The following is a 21,923-nucleotide window of genomic DNA, read 5'->3' on the forward strand; positions in this document are numbered from 1 at the left end:
GCGTAAAGGCGCCGGGAGAGGGGTCCGGCCGGCCGTGAAGGGCGCTGTAGGAAAGGTCAGCGGTCGCGAAGGGCCGAGGAGGGGGAAGACCTCAACAGCCGGACGGGACGCGCCGGACCGTCAGCAGCCGCGACAACCGGACCGTCGACAGCCCCGACAACCGGACTGTCAGCAGCCGCGACAACAGGCGGCGGACGCCACCCGCAGCAGGTCGATGTGACCGCGCGTGGTGAGCAGAGCTGAACGTGACATGGCGTGAACGTAGCGACCCGTTCCGTGCGAGGTCAACGATGTCTCGCCCCTCGGACGCCTCATCTTGCCCATCGGGCGAAGGCTTCGGTGCGGCAGAGCGCGTACCGCGCACGCGGCCGGGAAGATGGGATCCATGTCCGACGCTTTCACCACCCATGTCCTGAACATCACGACCGGCTCACGGGAGAAGGTCACCGATCTGACCGGGGACTGCGAGGAGTTCCTGCGCCGGCACGCGGCCGGCCGCGACGGCCTGTTGAACCTCTTCGTGCCGCACGCCACCGCCGGCATCGCCATCATGGAGACCGGTGCGGGCAGCGACGACGATCTACTCGCCGCGCTGCACACCCTCCTCCCTGCCGACGACCGCTGGCAGCACCGGCACGGCAGCCCGGGCCACGGCCGCGACCACGTCCTGCCCGCGCTCGTCGCCCCGCACGCCACGCTGCCCGTCGTCGACGGCCGGCTCGCCCTCGGCACCTGGCAGTCCGTGTGCCTCGTGGACACGAACAAGGACAATCCCAACCGCCAGGTACGGCTCAGTTTTCTCGGCTGAGCCGGGCGAATGCAGCTTCAACAGCCGGTGAGTTGAGGGTGTGGCATCATGGCCGCGTTGTGCGCCCGGGGGTGCGCGGCCTGAATCCCCCGAGCCGCTGAAATCGGCATTGCAACGGCCTGCTTCTCCAGCGTGGAAGGCGTGGAAGGCTAAGGATGAAGGTGTCTGGCTCTGCGTTACCGTCGCCGGAGGACCGTCGGCTCAGGCGCCGTCTCAAAAAGGTTCGTCAAAACTGTGAGGCGCGGCTCGCGGAGTGGGGCATGGAGCACGGGTGCGGCATTGATGAACTGCACCGCTATCTCAGCACGCAGAACCGGCGGCCGATCCATCTGATTCCGATGCCCTTCCCGGAACGTCATCTCTTCGGCCTCTGGCTGAAACTCGATGACTTCGACATCATCGCTTACGAGAAGGCCGCCTCCCCGTCACACAAAGAACACATCATCGCCCATGAGTTGTCCCATATCGCCTTCGCCCACCGCGGTTCCGTGGAATTCGACCACAGCGATACCAGCCGCCTGTTCACGGACGTCGAACCGGCGGTGGTGCAGAGCATGTTGATGCGGTCCCGCTACAGCGACGACGAGGAGCAGGAGGCCGAGACGATGGCCTCACTGATCCTGGCCCGTGCCACCAAGCGCTGGCTCGAACCCGCCTGGGGCGTTCCCGACGAGGCCGCGGAGATCGTCGCCCGCATCGAGAACGGCGTCGGCCACCCGGACGCGTCATGAACGCCGTCAACACGGTCCTCACCTGGGTCTGCGCGCTCGGCGGCATCGCCGCCTTCGGCTACCGGCTGCCGGATCTGCTGCGCAGAAAGCACGATGTCGCCCTGTGGGCGCTCTGCGTCTACTTCCTCTGCTCGGGCGTCAGCTTCCTGGTCGATCTCGACGCGCTGCGGGTGCACATCTCCGCCCTGTTCGGGCTGCCCAACATCACGTCGCTCATCGTCCAGGTCGCCGTCGTCGTCCTCACCGCCGCCCAGCAGGTCGTCCTCGTGTACTGGTCGTCGCCGCCCGAAGAGGCCCGCGGCCGGGCGAAGCGACGGGTGCTGTTCTTCGGCGCCGCGCTGTGCGTCCTGGTGGCGGCCTCCCTCGCGGTCAGCCCCGTCGCCAGCGCCAAGACGGCCACCTCCACCATCCTGCTCAGCATCCAGGACGGCCGGTACGCGCTGTACATGTCGTTCTACCTGGTCATCTGCGGGATCGGGCAGTTCGAGACGGTCCGGCTCTCGCTGCGCTTCACCAAGATGGCCAACCGGCAGTGGCTCAAGGTCGGCATGCGCACGGTCACCGTCGGCGCGAGCCTGATCCTGGTGTACTGCGTCACCCGCAGCATCCAGATCGCCGGCACCCGGCTGCACTACGACGCCTCCGCCCTCGACCCCATCCAGTGGTCGTGCGGCACCATCGGCGCGCTGCTCCAGATCACCGGCTGGACCATCCCGTCGTGGGGCATCCATCTCACCCGCGCCGCCGGCTGGCTGGGCAGCTACCGCTCCTACCTCCGGCTGCGGCCCCTGTGGTGGGCGCTCTACCAGGCGTCCCCGGACATCGCGCTCGACCCGCCCCGCTCCTGGGCGCGCGACCTGGTCCCGCCGCGAGACCCGCACTACAGCCTCTACCGGCGGGTCATCGAGATACGCGACGGACAGCTGATGCTGCGCACCTCGCTCTCGCTCGCCGACTTCTCGCGGGTGGCCCGCTCGCTCGGACTCCCCGAGGACCCCACCTCGCCGCTGGGGGAGGCGCTCCAGGTGCGGGCCGTCCTGAACCGGCCGGCGGAGGAACGGGACGAACAGGCCGACGCCGCGGACATCCCCGCCCGGCCGCCGTACGACGACTTCCGCGACGAGGTGGAGTGGTTGACCCAGGTGGCGTCCTCGTTCACCGCCCTCACCCAGGGCCGCGCCGTACGCGCCCCCGCCAGAATCGCGTCATGACCCGGACCTCCCACCCACCCGTCGCGGTATGCGACGACCCGGAGCACGGTCTTTCGGCCGCCGCAGCGCTGGAGGCGGCCGGCCGGCTGGTGACACTCGACGCGGCACACGGCGCGACCGCTGCCGTCCCGGTCGTACGTCAACTCCTGGCTGCCCTACCGCAGTTGTCGGCCGACCCGGCCACGGTGCGCGGCGCGGACGGCGACCTGCTCGCCGCGCTCGCCGAACTGTGCGAAGTGATCGGCTGGATCCTTTTCGACGCGGGCCTCGACCACCGGGCACACCGTATGAACCTGCGGGCCCTCGCCCTCGCCGAACGCTGCGGCGACCGCGCGATCGCCCGCCTGGTCCTGCTCAACCACGGCATGCTCCACACCCACCGGGGCCGCCCGGTGGCCGCACTGAACAGCGTGGCCAAGGTGGCCGGACCCCGGCCGCTGCCCAACCTGGTCGCCACGCTCGTCCTGATCCGACGCGCCCACGCGATCGCGCTCCTGGGCGGCCACCGGGACGCCGGCGCGCTCATGTCCCGCGCCTGCAGCCGGTTCCTCGACGGCGCCTCGCACCTCGACCCGCCCTGGGCCTGGTGGATCGACCAACCCGAACTCACCGGCCACCACGGCTGGGTTCTGGCCAGACTGCACGACTGGGACCGCGCCATCCCCCTGCTGTACGAGGCCGCCACCACCCCTGGCCCCTCCTACCGCCACCTCTTCACCGCGGAACTCCTCGCCGCCCTGACCGGGGCCGGCGCGTGGAGCGATGCCGAACGGCTCATCGCCGACCTCGCCCCGCGCGCCCCGGGCATCGGCTCCGTACGGACGACCCAGTCTCTCGCCCGTACCGCCGCCCATCTGCGCGACAGCGCGGCGGCGCCCGTGAACCTGCGGGACGCGGCGGCCTTCCTGCTGGAGTCCGTCCCCCCTCATCACGAGGGCAAGGACCAGCCTTCCCGCTAGGGCCCGCCGCGCTCCGCGAGCACCACCACCACCCAAGCCGACAGACAGGGACAACATGCTGCACATCCGGGTGTCCACGCCCGCGGCCGCCGCTTTCGTGGCGGTCGTTCTCCTCTTCGCCACCGGAGGCCCCGTCTCCGATGTCGCCTACGGCACCGCCATGACGTCGGCGACCGAGGCGCAGACCACCACGCACGGCAGCCCGTACGTATCGACCCACCTCTACTTCGGTACGGGCCGCCACAACGGCCAACCGCCCATCACCGACGACGAGTTCATGAAGTTCGTCGCCGACGTGATCACGCCGCGCTTCCCGGCCGGGCTGACCATACAGGCGGGCCGCGGGCAGTGGCGCGACAAGACGGGCAGCATCAACCGTGAGAACTCCTACGAGCTGACGGTGCTCTATCCCGCGCAGGAGGCCCGCACCCACGACCCCGACATCGAGTACATCCGCAACCTGTACTGCTCGATGTACGGCCTGGAATCCGTGGGCCGCGCCGACGTCAAGGCCGAGGCCGACTTCTGACCCGCCCGGCTCCTGCGCCGCCTGCGACCGCGTAGCCGTACGGTCTACGGGAGCGTGAGCCGGCGGATGACGAAGACCATCGAGCCGAGCAGCACCAGAACCGCTCCCATGATCAGCCCGTCGAGGTCGGTGACCCCGGCGATCACCTGCCGCCGCTCGCCCGCGCCGGTGGCCACGGCCACGGCGCGGGGCGTGGCGGCCGCCGTCCCGGCGCCGGCCGGCGGAACCGTGGCGGCCGCCGTCCCGGCATTGGCCGCCGGGTCCCCGGCCGGGGTGGCCGACGGCGTGGGCGCCCCGCACCGCAGGACACCGGCGACGTCCTCGCGGAAGCCGTCCGGGCCGAGGACGGTGAAGCGGTAGCTCTGGCCCGGCCCGACCGGCACCGTGATGGTCCTCGCCCCGCCCGGCTCGACGGTGACCGCGACCCCCGCAAGCCGGAAACGGAACGGCGCGTCGCCCGCGTTGCCCGCGGTGACGTCCACACCGCCGCCAGCGCAGTCGTCCACCGCGGCGACCGAGGGCGCGGGCCCCCGGGCGGGCAGCGCCGCGCCAGTACACAGGAGGGTGCTCACGGCCGCGAGCCCGAGGGCCCGGCGGGCCGTGCCGTACTGCGATACGTGCCTCACGAGGGGCCCTTCGGGCTGAGGGAGGGGCGGCGGCGGGGACACGCCTCAGTACGCGCGAAGGGCGCGTCACGTTCAACACGGCCTGAGGGCAAGCCCGTTGGGGACGCTCGGGATACGGGCCTCACAGGGCCCGGGGCGCCCCGGACCGAAAACCAGTCTCACCGGACCCGGTGCCCCCCAGTCCGGGAACCAGTGTCACAGCCCCGGCGCGCCCCACACCGGGAACCAGCGCGAAAGGTCCTCCTCGATGCGCAGATCGTCCGCGAGGACCGCCCTGATCCGCAGTTCGAGCGCGTTGTCCCGCCGGTCCGCGGTGAGCGGCGCGAACGGGTAGAACGAACCCCGCTTGTAGAGGTACACCAGCGCGCACGTGTGTCCCTCGCCGTCCTCGAACCCGACGAGGGAGCACAGGAGTTGGGGGCCGAAGCCCGCCCCTTCGAGCGCGCTGTTCACGGCGTGCAGATCGCCCACGAGCGAGGTCAGGTCGTCCGGTCCCCGGCGCGAGACCAGCCACGAATAGCCGTAGGCGTCGCGGCTGAACTCCACGGGCGCCCCCGCACGTTCACCGTCCGCGCCGAGCAGCTCCGTCACGTCCTCGCGGATCTCGGCGAACGCCGGGCCCTCCACGCTCGTGAAGCACACCGAGCCCCGGCCGGTCGGTGCGAATCCGGCCGCCGCGCGCAGGGTGACCGCGGCGGACGGCAGCGCGAACAGCCGGTCCAGGTCGGGTGCGGCGGGCCGGGTGCGGCCGAGCAGAATGTCCAGGAAACCCATGCGCTGTGCCCTTCGTCCTGTCCTACGTCAAACGACGTGGACCCCGAGCCCCGCTCACGCCGGACGCCCGAGCTCCGCCGAGATCCCGGCCAGCCGGTCGAGCCGTTCCTCCAGGCTCGGGTGGGTGGCGAAGAGCCGGGCGATGCGGCTGTCCGCGCCGAGGGCGGGGATGAAGTAGAAGGCGTTGAACGCGCTCGCGGTGCGCAGGTCCTTGCCGGGGATGCGGGCGATGTCACCGTCGAGCTTGGTCAGCGCGGAGGCGAGGGCGGAAGGGTGCCCGGTGAGCAGGGCGCCGGCCCGGTCGGCGGCCAGTTCGCGGTAGCGCGAAAGGGTGCGGATGAGGAGGAAGCTCAGCGAGTACACGAGCACCGAGACCGCCATGACGGCCGCGAGGACGGCCATCGTGTTCTGGTCGCGCCGCCCCCGGCCCCCGTACAGCTGCGAGTAGAACGCGAAGCGGACCACGAGGCCCGCGACGACGCCGAGGAACGAGGCGACGGTGATCACCGCGACGTCGCGGTGCGCCACATGGGACAGCTCGTGGGCGAGCACCCCCTCCAGCTCGTCGGGCTCCAGACGGCGCAGCAGCCCGGTGGTGACGCAGAGCACCGCGTGGTCGGCGTTACGGCCGGTCGCGAACGCGTTGGGCAGATCGGTGTCGGCGACGGCGAGCTGCGGTCTCGGCATGTCCGCGCCGGCGCACAGCCGGTCGATGACGCCGTGCAGCTGCGGCTGCTCCTCGCGGGACACGACCCGGCCGTGCATCGCGTACAGGGCGACGCGGTCGGAGAACCAGTACTGCGACCACAGGACGGCGGCCGCCACCACGACGACCACGACCGTCGACCTCAGCAGGACCAGGAGGGCCGCGACGAAGCCCACGTACAACAGGCCGAGCAGGAACACCGTGACCAGCATGCGGGTGGTCAGCTGCCGGTCGGGTTCGAATCGGCTGCGCACGGCCGTCTTCTTGATCATGGCGTACCTCATCGGAGCGTGAAGTGATGCTCACTCTCCACCATGCCACCGCGCGGGCCCTTCAGAGCAGCTGCCGTCGCACCAACTCGTGCAGGTGTCCGCGGGGATCGGCGAGGAGCGCGGCGGGCGGACCCTCCTGCACCACGCGGCCCTCGGCCATGACGATCACGCGGTCGGCGTCCAGGACCGTGGAGAGCCGGTGGGCGATGACGACACGGGTGGCGTCGAGGCTCCTGGTGCTTTCGATCACGGTGCGCTGGGTCTCGTTGTCGAGGGCGCTCGTGGCCTCGTCGAAGAAGAGGACGCGGGGGCGCCGCACCAGCGCCTGGGCGATCATGAGGCGCTGGCGCTGGCCACCCGAGATGGCGTCCCCGCCGGAGATCATGGTGTGCAGGCCCATCGGCATCCGCTTGATGTCCTCGGCGAGCCCCGCCATCGCGGCCGCCTCCCACACCTCCTCCTGGCTGAACACCTCCGCCCCACAGATGCACTCCAGGATCGACCCGGAGATCGGCTGGGCGTTCTGCAGCACGACCCCGCACTGCCGGCGTACCGCGGCCCGGTCCAGGGCGGCCAGGTCCTGGCCGTCGTACAGGACGCTGCCCGCCACCGGGTCGTCGAAGCCGATGAGCAGGCGCAGCAGGGTCGACTTGCCGCAGCCGCTGGGGCCGACGACCGCCACGAACTCGCCCGGCGCCACCTTCAGGGAGACGTCGTCCAGGACGAGCGGCCCGTCGTCGGTGTAGCGGAAGGACATCCCCCGCGCCTCGATCCCGCCCGAGAGGACACCGGGCTGGGTGCTGGCCCCGCGCACCTCGGGCGCCTCGTCGAGGACCGGCTTGATCTGCTCGAACATGGGCAGCACCGCGGCCGCCGAGATGAACGCCCCGGTGAGCTGGGTGACCGCGGTGAGCAGCATCGTCACGGCGGTGTTGAACGTCAGGAACGCGCCGGCCGACAGCGAGCCGCGGGCCGGGCCCGCGAGCAGGGCGAACATCAGGAGCGAACACAACGGCAGATAGACGGCGTTGAGTACCGTCGTCATGTTCTTGATCCGCCCGGCCCGCTTGTGGAGTTCTCGGCTGCGGGCGAACTCGCCGGCCCACGCGCCGTAGGCGAAGCTCTCGGCCGCGGCGACCCGCAGCTTGGGCAGGCCGCGCAGGGTCTGGAACGCCTGGTTGTTGAGTTTGTTGCCCAGCTCGACGAGGCGGCGCTGCCAGCGCAGCTCCCACATCCCCATGGCGAGGAACACCGCCGCGATGACCACGAGCACGGCGATCGCGACCAGGGCGAGCGGCACGCTGAAGCACAGCAGCAGGACCAGGTTGACCAGCCCGACCGTGCCCGCCTGCACAACCACGGGAGCGGTGCCCGACAGGACCCGGCGGATCGCGCCGACACCCATCGCGGCACTGGCCAGCTCACCGGTGGAACGCCCGGCGAAGAACTTCGTGGGCAGCCTCAACAGGCGGTCCCACACGGCGGGTTGGAGGGTTGCCTCGATACGCCCCTCCATGCGCAGGATGGTGAGGTTCTGGAGCAGTGTGAACGCGGCCGACACGATGGCGCTGACCACGACGGCCAGTGACACCTGGACGATGAGACCGGTCTCGGCGCGTGGCACGTAGGTGCCGAGCACCTGCCCCGTCGCGAGCGGCACCAGCGCGCCGAGCGCCACCGTCACCAGGCCCGCCAGCAGCAGTCGGCGCAGATCGGGGCGGGTGCCGCGCAGGCTGAACCGCAGCAACCCCCAGGCGCTCAGCGGCCGTTCGGGCAGCGGCCGGTACAGCATCACGGCGCGCGGCTCGAACTCGTCGGCGTTGCCCGCGTCCACCCGGGTGCGCCGGCCCGACGCCGGATGCACCGCGTCGTACCCGCCGCGCCGCCACAACAGCGCGACCGGGGTGCCGCTCGTGCGCCGGCCCACCAGCGGGCCGGAGTCCTCGCGCCACCAGCGCCCGTCGAGCCGTACCGGGCGGGTACGGATACGGGAGCCGGCCGCGACCCGCTCGACGGGGTCGATCCGGTCGCTGACCGCGCCGCCGAGGGAGGGCTCGGCCAGGGTGATGCCGGCGGCGCCGGCGACGAGCCGGCAGGCCGCGTACGTCGCGTCGTCGCCCGGGGCCGCGGCCCGCGAGGCGGAGCCGCGGGGGCGGCCGATGGAGGTGAGCAGCGCCCGGTCCGCCTCCTCGCGAACGGTCTCGCCGGCCTTGATCCCGGCCGCGGTGCGGTCCTCGTGGGCGCGCTCCATGCGCTCGATCCAGCGGTCGAGCGCCGAAAGCAGCCGGTACTGCTGATTGACCATGCCCTGCCACAGGGAGGCGTCGACCAGGAGGTCGCCCGCCGCCTCGGCGCTGAACGCCGCCCCGTACTGGACACTGCCCGGCGCCACCGCGAGCCACAGGTTGTCGTCGTCGGCCACCGCGTCGTCGAGCGCCGTACGACCGTCCAACGGGGCCTCGAACAGCACGCGTTGACCGCGTCCCGTCCCGAGCGAGAAGGCGTGTTCCAGCAGGCTCAGGGCCGCGTCCCCGGTGTCGTAGCCGCCCGGATACGAGCCTTCGTACCCCGGCGCGTACGCGGGCCGGTACAGCTCGCGCAGCGCGATGCGGCGTAGCACGCACCCCCGCAGGGGGCGGCCGACCAGGGTGTGGCGCGGGCCCTCGACGGGGCCCAGGAGCAGGGTGCCCGGTTCGAGACGGCCCAGGAAGTGCCAGTGGCCGCCGTCCGCCGCGTCGACAGCGAACAGGTCGAGGGCGCCGCTCACCACGAGCCACAGCACCTGGGGGCCCTGGAGTGAGAAACCGGGCAGGCCGGTGCAGTCGATGTGCTGCCCGAGTCCGCCGAGCGCGGCGACGACCGGGTCGTGCCCCTGGGCGTCCGGAGGGTGGCCGGTGCCCGGATGACCGGCGTCCGGACGGCCGGCGTCCGAATGGTCGGCGTCCGGATGAGACGCGGCGTGCGCGAAGGGGTGCGCCGAGGTCATCTCAGTGCTCCCTGACCAGCTCGGCGTAGGGCCCCGCGGCCGCGACGAGCTCCTCGTGGCGACCGCGCTCCACGACGGTCCCGTGGTCGAGGACCACGATCTCGTCGCTGTCGCGGACCGTGCTCAGACGGTGCGCGATGACCACGCAGGCGCAGCCCCGGCGCCGCAGATTGTCGATGATGACGTGCTCGGTCTCGGCGTCCAGGGCGCTGGTCACCTCGTCGAGGACGAGGATGCTGGGCATGCGCACCAGCGCCCGGGCGATCTCCAGGCGCTGGCGCTGACCACCGGAGAAGTTGTGCCCGTCCTGCTCGACCCGGCTGTGGATGCCCCCGGGGCGGCGCGCGACCACGTCGTACAGGGCCGCATCCTTGAGGGCGGCGATCACGGCGTCGTCCGGGATCGAGGGGTCCCACAGCGCGATGTTGTCCCGCACCGTGCCCTCGAAGAGGAAGACGTCCTGGTCGACGAAGGACACCGACGCGGCGAGCGCCCCGCGCGGAATGTCCTCAAGGCGCTGTCCGTCGATGCGGATGGTGCCCTCCCAGGGCGCATAGAGCCCCGAAATGAGCCGGGAAACCGTCGACTTGCCGCTTCCCGAGCCACCGACCAGGGCCACCTGCCGGCCCGGCCCGACGGTCAGCGAGAACCCGGTGAGCAGCGGCTTGTCGAGCGGGCTGTAGCCGAACGTGATGTCCTCCAGCGTCACATGGCCCTTGAGGCGGCGAGTGCTGGCGGGCGGCTCGGGGCGCGCGTGCAGCGCGTCCACGGGGAAGTTCTCGACGTCCTTGAGGCGGGCCACGTCGGCCGCGAAGTCCTGGATGCGCCCCGCCACTCCGTTGAGACGAGTGACCGGCGCGGTGAAGCGGGTCACGAGCGCCTGGAACGCGACGAGCAGACCGATCGAGAGATGCCCCTCCACCGCCCGCAGCCCGCCGATCCACAGGATCAGGGCGCTGTTGAGCGTGGCGAGCGCGGGCGCGACCACGCCGAGCCAGGCGCTCGGCACCCCGAGCCGCTGCTGCTCGTCGAGGGTGGTGGCATGCTGCCCTGCCCACCGCCGGAAGAACCCGTTCTCACCGCCGGTCGCCTTCATCGTCTCGATCAACTGGAGCCCGGTGTAAGAGGTGTTGGTGAGGCGGGCGCTGTCGGCGCGCAGCTTCTGGGTGCCGGTGGCCCGCAGCCGCACCACCACACGCATCGCGACGACGTTGAGCAGCGCGATGGCGACGCCGACGACGGTCAGCTGCGGATCGTAGGTCCACAGCAGGAACGCGTAGAGCAGCACGACGACGCCGTCGACGGCGGCCGCGGTCACATCCCGTGCCAGCGTCTCGGCGACCGCGTCGTTGGACTGGAGGCGCTGGACGAGGTCGGCGGGGCTGCGCTGCGCGAAGAACGTGACCGGCAGCCGCAGCAGATGCCGGAAGAAGCGGGCGCTGCCGAGGGTGGAGGAGATGATGCGCCCGCGCAGCAGATTGGCCTGCTGGAGCCAGGTCAGGACGACGGTGAGCGCCACCATGGTGCCCATCGACGCGAACAGCACACCCAGCAGCGAATCCTGATGGCCTATCAGGAACAGGTCGATGTACGTACGGCTCAGCGCGGGCAGTGTCGCGCCGACGGCCACCAGGAGCAGGCTCGCGAGCAGCGAGGCGAGCATCGTGCCGGTGGTGCCGCGCAGCCGCGCGGGCAGCGCGGACAGGACACCGGGCCTGCGGCCGCCGCGCCGGAAGCCGGGGCCGGGCTCCAGGACCAGGACGACGCCGGTGAAGCTGGTGTCGAAGTCTTCCGACGCCACGAAACGGCGCCCCTTGTCGGGGTCGTTGATGTGTACGCCGCGACGCCCGAGCCGGCGCCCCGTGCCGTCGTACACCACGTAGTGGTTGAACTCCCAGAACAGGATGGCCGGCGCCCGCACCTCGGCGAGCGCGGCCGGTTCCATCTGCATGCCCTTGGCGGTGAGCCCGTAACTGCGCGCCGCCTTCAGGATGTTGCTGGCCCGCGAGCCGTCGCGCGAGACACCGCAGGCGATGCGCAGCTCCTCCAGGGGCACATGGCGCCCGTGGTGGGCGAGCACCATGGCGAGCGAGGCGGCGCCGCATTCGAGCGCCTCCATCTGGAGCACGGTGGGGGTGCGCACGCTCGGAGTACTGCGGGGCGCGGGCGCCTGGCGGCGGCCGCGGGAACGGCGGGCGCCACCGGCCGGTGCGCCCCTGCCACGGCCGTGTCCTGCGGGCGGAAGTCCGGGGGAGGGGGGTGCGGTACGCGGTGCGGTCACGGGAGCAGCCAATCGAGGGGACGCCGGTCGGCCAGATGGACGGTGGCGGTGGCCGGGGTCATGGAGTCGACGGCGAACGGCGGCCCGCCGGCCGACGACCAGCGGTAGCCGGACGCCGTGGGCGCGCGGTCGAGGCGTACGAGCACTCCCACCGGCCTGCCCTGCCGCGAGAACTGCTCGGCGAGCCGTGCGTCGCCGAGGAAGGCGGCGATCTGACGGCTGGACTGCGGCGCCCTGCCGACGGCGGCCACCCGCCCGCGCAGCACTCCGTACCGGTCGGACGGCACGGACTGCACGGTGAGGTCGACGCGGGCGCCCACGGGCACCTCGGCCCCGCCGTCACCGGGCACGTACACCATGACCACCAGCGGGTCGTCGGGGCCGCCGGTGCGTTCCACGCTCGCCACGTCCGCTCCGGTGGCGACCACCGAGCCGATCGTCGCGGCGAGGCCGGTGAGACGGCCCGCGGCGATCACACGGACGGTCCGGTCGCCCTGAGCGGTGCGGACCTTGAGCAGGGGCGCGTCGGCGGCCAGCGTCTGGCCCTCCTTGGCCAACACCGCGGTGATCTGGCCCGCCACGGGGCTCTGCAGGACATAGCTGCCCTGGGCATGCGTGAGGATTCCGGGCGCGTCGATCGTGGCGGAGACGGACCCCTTTATCGCCCAGAGACAGGCGGCGGCCATCACCACCACAGTGACCAGAAGGACAAGCCTGCCCTGCGGGCGCGCGAAACGCACCGGCAGGTCGAGTTCCTCCGGCGACTGCAGTTTGGAAAGGGCCTGTTGGCGAAACTGCACGGAACTCTTCCCTCACCCGTGAACCATCGGCAATGAGCCCCGGAACCGTGTCGGGTTCCGGGGCTCGAACGCGATCTCAGAGACCGGCGACGAGACCGGTGGCCAGGCCCGTGACGGCGCCGGTGTTCACACCGGTGACCGAACCGACGAGGCCCGTCACCGAGTTGACGATGCCGGAGACGGGGAGCACGGAGTCGGCGGTGCCGGTCACGTTGGAGAGAGCGGTGCCGACCAGGCCGCCGGAGACGTTGTCGAGGTCGGCGTCGGAGATCTCGAGGGTCTCAACCTGAGCGTTGTTCATGGTTCTGCCTTTCATGGGGACATTTCCTATCGGGAACTCCTTGCCGGTGCTCCCGCAGTGGCCAGGATCAAAACACGCCGACTGCGTGCGCAGCCAATCGCCGCGGCACTGAGCAGGCCGTGTGTCCCCCTTCGAATTGGCAGTGCGTGCAGGCACGTTCATGATTTGGTGGCAGGTTCTTCACGAGCTTCACGAGATGAATTCCCGAAGCCCGTACTTTTCCCTTTCCAGGTTTATCCGAAGTGGGACACTCCCGCACCAAAGCCGCTGTCCGGGGCGGCGTCCGAAAGCCTGGCAGCCGCCTCGGTAACGGGTCTGCGCACGGGATGTGCAGGTTCTCGGAAGGCGTCCTTCCGCTTGCCTGGGTGGCACGCCCAGGACACCTCAACGCCCCTGGAGCGCCTTCACGTTGTCGCCGAACGTCCAGTTCTTCGAGCCGTCCCAGTTGAGGGACCAGGTCATCAGGCCCTTGAGCCGGCCGCCGTAGGTGTTCCACGCCTGCGACACCTGACCGGGTGTCATATAGCCACCGCCCGCCCCGGGCTGGGCGGGCAGTCCGGGGACCTGCTTGTCGTAGGGGACCTTGACCGTGGTGCCCTGGACGGTGAGGCCCTTGTCGAGGCAGCTGGTCTGCGCGGTGAACCCGGCGACCGTGCCGGCCTCGTAGGAGTCGCCGGAGCAGCCGTACATGCTGCCGTTGTAGTACTGCATGTTGAGCCACCACAGCCGGCCGTTGTCGGCGTACTTCTTCACGATCGGCAGGTAGGCGCCCCAGATCGAGCCGTACGTCACGCTGCCGCCGGTGACGTACGCGGTCTCCGGCGCCATCGTCAGGCCGAAGCCGGCCGGCATCTGCGCCAGGACGCCGTCGATGATGCGGATGAGGTTGGCCTGCGAGGGGGAGAGCGTGGCGATGTTCCCGCTGCCCACCAGGCCGGTCTCGATGTCGATGTCGATGCCGTCGAAGTTGTACCGCTTCAGGATCGGCACGATCGTCGCCACGAACCGGTCGGCGACGGCGCTGGAACTCAGGTCGATGCCGGCCGCGGCCCCGCCGATGGACATGAGGATCGTCTGGCCGTCCGCCTTGGCCTGGCACATCTCGGCGGGCGTGGGCACCTTCACCGTCGCGTCCATGCCGTCCTCCCACAGGACGGTGCCGTCCGAACGGATCACGGGGAAGGCGGTGTTGAGGACGTTGTATCCGTGGGTGCGGATCCGGGAGTCGGTGAGGGGTATCCAGCCCAGCGGCGGGTGAACGCCGTTGGCGGCCCCGTCCCAGTTCTCCCAGTAGCCCTGGAGCACCTTGCCGGAGGGGCGCGGCTTGACCGCGCAGGTGTCCGCGCTCGACGCGCTCGACGCCTTCGACGCGGCAGCGACCGGAGCCTGGGCGGCGCCGGGGGCTTGTGCGGCGGCGACCGGGGCCTGCGTGGCGAGCGCCAGCACCAGGCCGACTCCCAGTAGACGTACCGTACGACCGATCATGCTGTGCTCCTTGGCTCCGGGAGCGCCGCTGCTGGAGCGGGGGCGCGGCGGATCCGGACCGTGGGGGGACCTGACGGAACCGTGGGGGGCCTGAAGGAGGTACGAGGAGTGGCGCCCCACACCGTAGATTGGTCCAGACCTACCGTCAATCGCCCGCGCACGTGCGGGAGTTGGGTCTTCTGCCTCCCGTCCGTCCGCCCTCCCGTCCGCTCATCCGTCCGGCCGCTCATCCGTCCGGCCGCCCAGCCGTCCGGTTGTGGGTGCGTTCAGCGCGCTGCGGCGTGGCCCACCGACTCGACCAGCGGCAGCAGCCGGTGCGCGACCCGCTCGCGCAGCGCCACCTCGGTGCGGGTGCGTACGACCCCCGGAAGCCGGATGAGCCTTTGGATGACGTCTTCGAGATGCGCGTTGTCGCGGGCCGCCACGCGGGTCAGCAGATCGCCGCCGCCGGTGATCGAGAACGCCTCGATGATCTCGGGCACGGCTGCCAGCCCGTCACCCACCTCGTCGAGGTGCCCCTGGGTCACCTCGATGTGGACGAAGGCGAGCACCGGGTGGCCGAGGGCCGCGGGGGAGAGCACAGGACCGGTGCCGGTGATCACACCGTCCCGCTCCATGCGGTCGAGCCGCGCCTGGAGCGTGCCGCGGGCGACGCCGAGGATGCGGGCGTACTCACGGATGCTGGTGCGCGGCTGCTCGATCAGCAGGCGCAGAATCCGGGTGTCGAGGGTGTCCACGGCCACGTCTCGTCGGGTCCCTTCTCTCGGTGTTCCGGCTGGTGGGCTGGTTCGACTGACTGGGTTGCGACTGTACCGATGGTCCGCCTCGGCGAGCTGTCCTCGCAGCGCGCCGGGCGCGGACCCGCGTGGGCGACGATCGTTCCCCGGTGGGCGGGGGCCCGTGTGGGCGATGGTCGTTCCCCGGGGGGCGGGGATCGGCGTGGGTGATCACCCTGTCCCGCCGGGCGTAGACTCGCGCAGCGTCGAGTCGTATGTCACCGGGCCGCTGTGCCGCCGATCTCGAAGCCGCGTGAGTACGGCGCGCATCTCGTACGGATCCACTCCACGCCGCCGCCCCGCTTCGCCGCGCCGGCCGCCGACGCCCCGCCTCCGGACCGCGCCGGCCCCACCAGCACGATCCCCGACCGTCGGGCACCCTCACGGGCGCCGGACTGCCAGGTCCATGGTCATCACCGCGGTGTCCGGCCCGTTCCTCACGGCGCGCGCCGGCCGTCCGCCATCGAGGGGACAGCTATGCAACTGAACGAGCTCCTGCAAGGCCTTCGCCACGAGGTCCTCCACGGCGACACCGACACGGTGATCGGCGCGCCGCCCACGTTCGACGCCCACCGGGTGACCCCCGGCGCGATGTACTTCGCCGTGCCGGGCCACCACGAAGGGGGACCCGACGGTGTGGCCCGGGCCGTCGAACTCGGGGCGGTGGCCGTCCTCGTGGAGGGAGCGGAGGGAGCGGAGGGAGCGGAGGGAAAGGGCACCTGTGCGCCCGCGGACGGCCTGTGCGTCGTACGCGTGCCGGACACCCGGGTGGCGGCCTCGGCGATCGCGTCCCGCTACTACGGCGAACCGGGCCGCTCGATGGACGTGGTGGCGGTGACCGGCACCAACGGCAAGACCTCGGTGTCCTACATGGTCGAGTCGGTCCTCCGGATCGCCACGGGCGCGCGGGTGGGTGTCATCGGCACCTCCGGCAGCCGGATCGGCGACGAGCGCGTCCCCATGCCCCGGTCGGTCCTGACCACGCCGGAAGCACCCGACCTGCAGTACCTGCTGGGATACATGCGCGACCGGGCCACGAGCGGCGTGGTGCTGGAGGCCACCTCCATGGCGCTGCTCACCCACCGCGCCGACGACGCCCACATCGATCTCGGGGTCTTCACCAACCTGACCCAGGACCACCTGGACGACCACGGCTCGATGGAGAACTACGGCAACGCCAAACTGCGGCTGTTCCAGGGCCTGTGCCGCCGTGCCGTGGTCAACCTCGACGACCCGCTGGGCGCCACCGTGCGCCGGCTGATGCCGGACGCGACCACCACGTACGCCCTCGATACGGAGGCGGACTACCGGGCAGCCGACATCGCGATGGACGCCGCCGGCAGCCGGTTCACCCTGCACCACCAGGGGCGCGCCTACCCGGCGGCGATCCCCGTCCCCGGCCGTTTCTCCGTGTCGAACGCGCTCGCCACCCTCGCCACCTGCCATCTGCTCGGCCACGACCTGGACGTGGTCGTCGGCGCGCTGCGGTCGATGCCGCCGGTACCGGGCCGGTTCGAGCGCCATGTGACCGGGCGGGGGACCTGCGTGATCGTCGACTACGCGCACTCGCCGGACTCGCTGGAGAAGATCCTCACCGCGATCCGCACCTTCGCCACGGCCCGGGTCATCACCGTCTTCGGCTGCGGCGGCGACCGCGACACCACCAAGCGTGCGGCCATGGGCGAGATCGCCGGACGCCTCTCCGACCTGTGCGTCCTCACCTCGGACAACCCGCGCACCGAGTCCCCCGAGGCGATCCTCGATCAGATCGCCCCCGGCGTCGCGTCGACCGGCACCCCCTTCGAGCGCGTCGCCGACCGGCGCCGGGCGATCGAGTCGGCGCTGGCCGCCGCGGGGCCGCACGACATCGTCCTCGTCGCGGGGAAGGGCAGCGAACCGCACCAGATCGTCCAGGACCGGCTGATCCCCTTCAGCGACATGGCCGTCGTACGCGAACTCGCCGGCGAGCTCTCCGGGGCGCCCGCGGCGATGTCCGCGCTCGACGGCTGACGGGCCGCGGCCGCTGGTTTTTGTGAGGATGGTGGCGAACGGGGCACGCGCGGGGCGTCGAGCGGGCAGCGACGCCCGTGGCCGGAGCGATGGCGTGAGGATGGACGGATGAACACTGCAGAGGTTGTGGCGGACGCGTTCGGACGTGTCCAGGAGGAAGTGCACGCCGCCGTCGAGGGTCTTTCGGCCGAGGAACTCGCGTTCCGGCCGGACGGCGAGGCGAACTCGATCGGCTGGCTGGTGTGGCATCTGACGCGCGTCCAGGACGACCACATCGCCGACGCCGCCGGCGCGGACCAGGTGTGGACGGGCAAGGGCTGGGCCGACCGGTTCGGTCTGGCACTCGGCGACGAGGAGACCGGATACGGGCACACGGCCGAGCAGGTGGCGGCGGTCAAGGACATCTCCGCCGAGCAGTTGCGCGGCTACTACGACGCCGTCCACGCCCAGACCCTGGCGTTCGTCCGGGGCCTGGACGACGCGGCGCTCGACCGTGTCGTCGACGAGCGGTGGACTCCGCACGTGACGCTCGGCGTCCGGCTGATCAGCGTCATCGGCGACGACCTCCAGCACGCCGGGCAGGCCGCGTACGTACGGGGCCTGTTGAAGGGCCACTGAACCGACGGCGGGGCCCGCTGCACGCCCTGGCCCGGCTGCCCCCGGCATGCACGCCGCCGGCCCCGGCATGCACGCCGCCCGTGCCGTCCCGGCAGGCAGCACGCCGCCCGTGCCGGGGGCCGCAGGGCGCGGTTCAGGCGGACGTCGGCAGGACCGTGTCGAGCCAGTCGAACATGACCTGGTGGGCGCGGTGGAACGCGCCGACGTGGCAGTGCTCGCCGGCGCCCTCGGCCTCCGACAGCGTGACCAGAGTGGCGGGGGCGTTGACGAGCTTCTCCGCGAGCTGATGGGGCTGCCCCTTGAAGAACTGGTCGTTCTCGGCGTCCAGGATCAGCGTGGGGGCGACGATCTTGTCCGCGCAGCCTTCGAGGGTGTAGGCGCGGCCTCGGCGCATGAGGTCCACGTAGGACTGGGCGCCGAGTGCCCAGACGCCGTTGTTGAGGGCCCACCGCACCTGGGTGTTCTCGGCGGCGGCCGCCGCGAGGGCGGCCTCGGCCGGCTCGTCGCGGCCCTCGTCGATCCAGGAGACGACCTCGGGCGGGAGGGCGAGCTTGAAGGCGCCGGCGAAGTCGAGGACGCCGTCGTCGAGGATGAGCGCGGCCACCCGGTGGTCGCGGGCGGCGGCGCGGGCCACGAGATACCCGCCGAGGCTGTACCCGAACAGGGTGATGCGGCCCGGGTCGATCTCCGGCCTCGTCAGCGCGTAGTCCACGACCGGGGTGGACACCGCCTCCCAGTCGGGGCGGAAGACGATCTTCTGCTCCCGCAGCACCGCGCCCTGCCCGGGCCCGTCGAAGGCGAGCACGTTGTAGCCGCGGCGCAGGGCGGCCGCCGCGATCACGAAGTAGGACTCCTCCGCCGTGGAGTCGTAACCGTTGGTGTAGATGACGGTGGGGCGCGGGGCGCCGCTGTCGTCCACGAGGAAGAGGTAGCCGGGCAGGGTCGTGTCCTCGTACGGGATGGCGACGGTCTCGACGGGTGTGTCGAAGAGCGTCACGGCCGCGGCGAAGGTCCGTCGGGAGGCGGTCGACAGCAGGGTCACTTCGGGGTCGGTGGCGGGCGTGTAGCGGAGGTAGAACTCGGCGGTGCGGTAGTAGTTCGACGCCCTCAGGAGCGCCTCGCGGGCGCTGACCCGGTGACCGGCGACGAGCGCCTGCTCGCCGATGGCCGCCACCCGCTCGGCGGTCGCCTTCCATGAGCGGTGCCAGCTCGGCTCGTCGCCGTCCTCGATGGCGCGCGCGGTGGCGAGGATCTCGCCGAGGTCGGCGCCCTGGTAGGCGGTGAATCCGGCGGCCCGCAGGGTCTCGAAGGAGAAGGACTCGTCGTCGAACTGGCGCCTGGCCGTGGTCCGCACCCCGACCGGCGACGACTATCTGGAACGTCTCACCGCGAAGGTCGTGGCGGCGCTCGCGGCCTGAGAGCCGGCGTGCCCGGGGCGATGGGCTGGGACTGTCGCGCCGCGAAGGCTGGGGCGGCGGTCGCGGCCTGGGAGCCCGCCCGCCTGGGCCGATGGGCCTGCGTGGACGAAAGAAGCACTTCAACAGTGGGCCATTGGCACAGAAGCCCACGAGCGAGTTGAGCCAATGGGCCGTGAAGTGTTGTCATGGGTGGGTCGATGGCGCTGTGGTCTCCGCAGCGCCATTCTCATGTCCAGCCGAGACAAGGAGCAGTGGGTCCGTGGTGAAGAGGGTGTTCGTGGCTCCCGACCCGGGGAGGCTGCGGCTGCGCAGCGCGTCGCGAGCCGTCCTGGGGATCGGCCTCGCCGTCGTGGCGTGCGGCCTGGCAGGCCACTCGCTCGTCGCGGCGATCACCGGGGGCCTGTCGGCCCTCCTCGCGCTCTTCACCGTCACCGACCCGACCGTGCGCGGTCAGGCGACGACGACCGCGCTGCTGCCGGTGGCCGGCCTGCCCGTCTTCGCCCTCGCGGCCTCGCTGCACGGCGTTCCCGTCGCACGCGACGTGGCGTTCCTCGCCATCGTGGGTGCCGGTGTCTACGCCCGGCGCTGGGGTCCGCGCGGCCACGCGCTCGGCGTGTTCGCCTTCATGTCGTTCTTCGTCGCCCAGTTCCTGCACATGGTGCCGAGCCAGCTGCCCGAACTGTACGAGGCCGTCCTGCTCTCCCTCGCGATCGCGGCAGCCGTGCGGTTCGGCGCGTGGTGCTACGAGCGCGGCGTGCCGGCGGCCGCGGCGGTGGTGGCACCCGCGGCGGGCCGGGGGCTGTACCGGGCGACGACGCGGCAGGCCGTGCAGGCCGTGGCGGGGGCCGGATTCGCCCTCGCGGTCGGCCAGTTGCTGTCGCCGGACCGCTGGTACTGGGCGGTCGGCGCGACTTGGTGGATCTTCGTGAACACCACGTCGCGGGGCGAGACCCTGGTGCGCGGGTTCCGCCGGGTCCTGGGCACGGTCATCGGCGTCGCGATCGGCCTCGCGGTGGCCGTGCCGCTGCACGGGGCGCCCATACCCACCGCGGTGCTGATCGCGCTGTGCGTCTTCGGGATCTTCTACGCGGCGGCCGTCTCCTACACCTGGATGATGCTCTGCGTCACCGTCATGGCGAGCCTGCTCTACGGGCTCCTCGGTGTCCTCGACACCGACCTGCTGGCCCTGCGCTTCTTCGAGACGGGCGTGGGCATGGCCGGCTCCGTACTCGCCGTCCTGATCGTGCTGCCCATCACCACCCACGCCACGACGGACGCCTGGGTGCGGCATGCGCTGCACAGCGTCCGCGCGTCCGCCGCCGCGGCGGCGGCCCGCCTCGCCGGTGACGACGCCGACCCGCTGCCGCACATCGCCCAGCTGGAGCTCACCCTCGCCAGGGTCCGGCTCTCGCTGGCGCCGCTCGTGCACCCGCTCAACCCCGTGCGGGCCCGCAAGGCGCGGGCGCGGCAGATCCTGGGATACCTCGACGACTGTGCCCGGGAGGCGCGCAACCTGGCCACCGTGGCCGCCGACGCCGAGGCCTCCCACGACCAGCGCCTCACCGCGGCGTGCGAGCGGGTGGAGGCAGCGGTGGCGGTCCTGGTCTCCTCCCCCTCGGCCCCGAGCGCCTCGGCCCGCCCGCTGCCACTCGACCAGCCCGCGTCGGCCTCGGCGGAACACCCGGCGCTGGCCCACCTCCACGCGCTGGAGCGCGCCCTGCTGGGCCTGGGAAGCCCCCTCCAGGCGGCGCCCAGCTCCCCCCTCGCCGAGGCGTGACGCCCACCGTCCGACCTGGACTTCGCCCCGGACCCCGTTCGTGCCGAACGGCGCTCGTGCGGGCCGGCCGGGGCTGCGGGCAGGCCGGGATGCGGGTTGGCCGGTGCAGCGCAGCCGGGGCGGGCGCGTGAGGGACAGGCCGGCCAGCCCCGAGGCAGCGGGGCTGCGCACCCCTGGCAGGATCACCTTGTGTTCACGGCTGCACCCCCACCCCGCGTCGACGCCCTGCTCTGCGACTTCGACGGCGTACTGCGCCGGTGGGATCCGGACGGGATGACCGCGCTCGACCGTGCCGCCGGGCTCCCCGAGGGGACGCTGGCCGATGCGGCGTTCCGGCCGGCGTTGCTCGCCGATGCGGTCACCGGGGTGATCAGCGACGCGGAGTGGCGGGCGCGGGTGGCGCGGGACCTCGCCGGGACGTGCGGCGCCGACCGGGCCGACGAGGCCGTACGGAGGTGGAGCGCGGTGGCCGGGGAGGTGGACGGCGAGGTGCTGGCCCTCCTCGCCGGCCTACGCGGCCGGATCCCGCTGGTGCTGGTGTCCAACGCCACCACCCGCCTGGAGGACGACCTCCATCTGCTCGGCTTGGCCGACGCGTTCGACGCCGTCGTCAACACGGCCCGTCTCGGATTCGCCAAGCCAGACCCCCGGGTCTTCGAGGCCGCGGCCCGGCAGGCGGGTGCCGACCCCCGCAGATGCCTGTTCGTGGACGACACCGCCGGCCATGTCGAAGCCGCTCGGGTCGCCGGCCTCATAGGGCATCACTATCGCCATGTCGAGGGGCTGCGCGGCATCGTCGCTCCGCTCCTGGGCCCGCCATCGAGAAGAACGAGCGCTACAAGTGGCGGCACGGCG

General features: G+C 71.9%; 19 protein-coding genes. 9 read left to right on the forward strand and 10 right to left on the reverse strand.

Annotation, left to right across the window (positions count from 1 at the left end; genetic code table 11):
• Positions 1-385 precede the first annotated feature (385 nt).
• The 5 genes from AB0D31_RS23430 (at position 386) to AB0D31_RS23450 (ending at position 4,238) form a co-directional block, all read left to right on the forward strand.
• Positions 386-808: a secondary thiamine-phosphate synthase enzyme YjbQ gene (locus AB0D31_RS23430; RefSeq protein WP_362726337.1), complete on the forward strand. Its 423-nt coding sequence runs from the start codon at positions 386-388 to the stop codon at positions 806-808.
• A gap of 260 nt (positions 809-1,068) precedes the next feature.
• Positions 1,069-1,539 carry a hypothetical protein gene (locus AB0D31_RS23435; protein WP_362726340.1) on the forward strand — a complete coding sequence of 157 codons (471 nt, stop codon included), beginning with the start codon at positions 1,069-1,071 and terminating at the stop codon, positions 1,537-1,539.
• Positions 1,536-2,750, forward strand: a complete 1,215-nt coding sequence (locus tag AB0D31_RS23440; RefSeq protein WP_362726343.1) for an MAB_1171c family putative transporter — start codon at positions 1,536-1,538, stop codon at positions 2,748-2,750. Before AB0D31_RS23435 ends, AB0D31_RS23440 begins: the two co-directional genes overlap by 4 nt.
• Positions 2,747-3,709 carry a DNA-binding protein gene (locus AB0D31_RS23445; RefSeq protein ID WP_362726346.1) on the forward strand — a complete coding sequence of 321 codons (963 nt, stop codon included), beginning with the start codon at positions 2,747-2,749 and terminating at the stop codon, positions 3,707-3,709. The genes AB0D31_RS23440 and AB0D31_RS23445 overlap by 4 nt, the downstream gene beginning before the upstream one ends.
• A 55-nt stretch (positions 3,710-3,764) precedes the next feature.
• The gene (locus tag AB0D31_RS23450) at positions 3,765-4,238 is read left to right on the forward strand and encodes a DUF3574 domain-containing protein (protein WP_362726349.1); all 474 of its coding nucleotides are present in this window, start codon (positions 3,765-3,767) and stop codon (positions 4,236-4,238) included.
• Between the two features lie 44 nt (positions 4,239-4,282).
• Here AB0D31_RS23450 and AB0D31_RS23455 read toward each other — a convergent pair whose 3' ends face one another.
• The 9 genes from AB0D31_RS23455 to AB0D31_RS23495 form a co-directional block, all read right to left on the reverse strand.
• Positions 4,283-4,864 carry a phospholipase domain-containing protein gene (locus AB0D31_RS23455; protein WP_362726352.1) on the reverse strand — a complete coding sequence of 194 codons (582 nt, stop codon included), beginning with the start codon at positions 4,862-4,864 and terminating at the stop codon, positions 4,283-4,285.
• A 195-nt stretch (positions 4,865-5,059) separates the two neighbouring features.
• The gene (locus tag AB0D31_RS23460) at positions 5,060-5,638 is read right to left on the reverse strand and encodes a hypothetical protein (protein ID WP_362726355.1); all 579 of its coding nucleotides are present in this window, start codon (positions 5,636-5,638) and stop codon (positions 5,060-5,062) included.
• Between the two features lie 54 nt (positions 5,639-5,692).
• Positions 5,693-6,598 carry a zinc metalloprotease HtpX gene (htpX, locus tag AB0D31_RS23465; RefSeq protein WP_362726388.1) on the reverse strand — a complete coding sequence of 302 codons (906 nt, stop codon included), beginning with the start codon at positions 6,596-6,598 and terminating at the stop codon, positions 5,693-5,695.
• 79 nt (positions 6,599-6,677) lie between these two features.
• Positions 6,678-9,602, reverse strand: coding sequence for an NHLP bacteriocin export ABC transporter permease/ATPase subunit (locus AB0D31_RS23470; protein ID WP_362726357.1), 2,925 nt, complete (start codon positions 9,600-9,602; stop codon positions 6,678-6,680).
• 1 nt (position 9,603) lies between these two features.
• Positions 9,604-11,745 carry an NHLP family bacteriocin export ABC transporter peptidase/permease/ATPase subunit gene (locus tag AB0D31_RS23475; protein WP_362726360.1) on the reverse strand — a complete coding sequence of 714 codons (2,142 nt, stop codon included), beginning with the start codon at positions 11,743-11,745 and terminating at the stop codon, positions 9,604-9,606.
• 134 nt (positions 11,746-11,879) lie between these two features.
• Entirely contained in the window at positions 11,880-12,683 is an 804-nt protein-coding gene (locus AB0D31_RS23480) for an HlyD family efflux transporter periplasmic adaptor subunit (RefSeq protein ID WP_362726362.1), read from the reverse strand.
• A gap of 76 nt (positions 12,684-12,759) precedes the next feature.
• Positions 12,760-12,984: a type A2 lantipeptide gene (locus AB0D31_RS23485; protein ID WP_267054473.1), complete on the reverse strand. Its 225-nt coding sequence runs from the start codon at positions 12,982-12,984 to the stop codon at positions 12,760-12,762.
• 384 nt (positions 12,985-13,368) lie between these two features.
• A complete protein-coding gene (locus AB0D31_RS23490) occupies positions 13,369-14,469 on the reverse strand; it encodes a chitinase (protein ID WP_362726365.1) in 1,101 nt (366 codons plus the stop codon).
• A gap of 266 nt (positions 14,470-14,735) precedes the next feature.
• On the reverse strand, positions 14,736-15,212 hold the full coding sequence (locus AB0D31_RS23495) for an Lrp/AsnC family transcriptional regulator (RefSeq protein WP_362726368.1): 477 nt from the start codon (positions 15,210-15,212) through the stop codon (positions 14,736-14,738).
• Between the two features lie 510 nt (positions 15,213-15,722).
• Here AB0D31_RS23495 and AB0D31_RS23500 point away from each other — a divergent pair.
• Positions 15,723-17,255 (forward strand): UDP-N-acetylmuramoyl-L-alanyl-D-glutamate--2,6-diaminopimelate ligase, encoded by a 1,533-nt coding sequence (locus AB0D31_RS23500; protein WP_362726370.1) that lies wholly within the window; start codon positions 15,723-15,725, stop codon positions 17,253-17,255.
• Between the two features lie 108 nt (positions 17,256-17,363).
• Entirely contained in the window at positions 17,364-17,873 is a 510-nt protein-coding gene (locus AB0D31_RS23505; protein WP_362726373.1) for a DUF664 domain-containing protein, read from the forward strand.
• A 133-nt stretch (positions 17,874-18,006) separates the two neighbouring features.
• Here the strand turns inward: AB0D31_RS23505 and AB0D31_RS23510 are convergent, their stop codons facing one another.
• Positions 18,007-19,227: an alpha/beta hydrolase gene (locus tag AB0D31_RS23510; protein WP_362726375.1), complete on the reverse strand. Its 1,221-nt coding sequence runs from the start codon at positions 19,225-19,227 to the stop codon at positions 18,007-18,009.
• A gap of 323 nt (positions 19,228-19,550) precedes the next feature.
• Here AB0D31_RS23510 and AB0D31_RS23515 point away from each other — a divergent pair, with 323 nt between their 5' ends.
• Together AB0D31_RS23515 and AB0D31_RS23520 are read left to right on the forward strand one after the other, a co-directional pair.
• Positions 19,551-21,068, forward strand: a complete 1,518-nt coding sequence (locus AB0D31_RS23515; RefSeq protein ID WP_362726377.1) for an FUSC family protein — start codon at positions 19,551-19,553, stop codon at positions 21,066-21,068.
• A gap of 189 nt (positions 21,069-21,257) precedes the next feature.
• The coding region (locus AB0D31_RS23520; protein ID WP_362726380.1) for an HAD-IA family hydrolase at positions 21,258-21,923 on the forward strand (666 nt) is incomplete at its 3' end.

Origin of the sequence: Streptomyces sp. NPDC048361, assembly GCF_040651795.1 — a bacterium.
GTDB lineage: Bacteria > Actinomycetota > Actinomycetes > Streptomycetales > Streptomycetaceae > Streptomyces.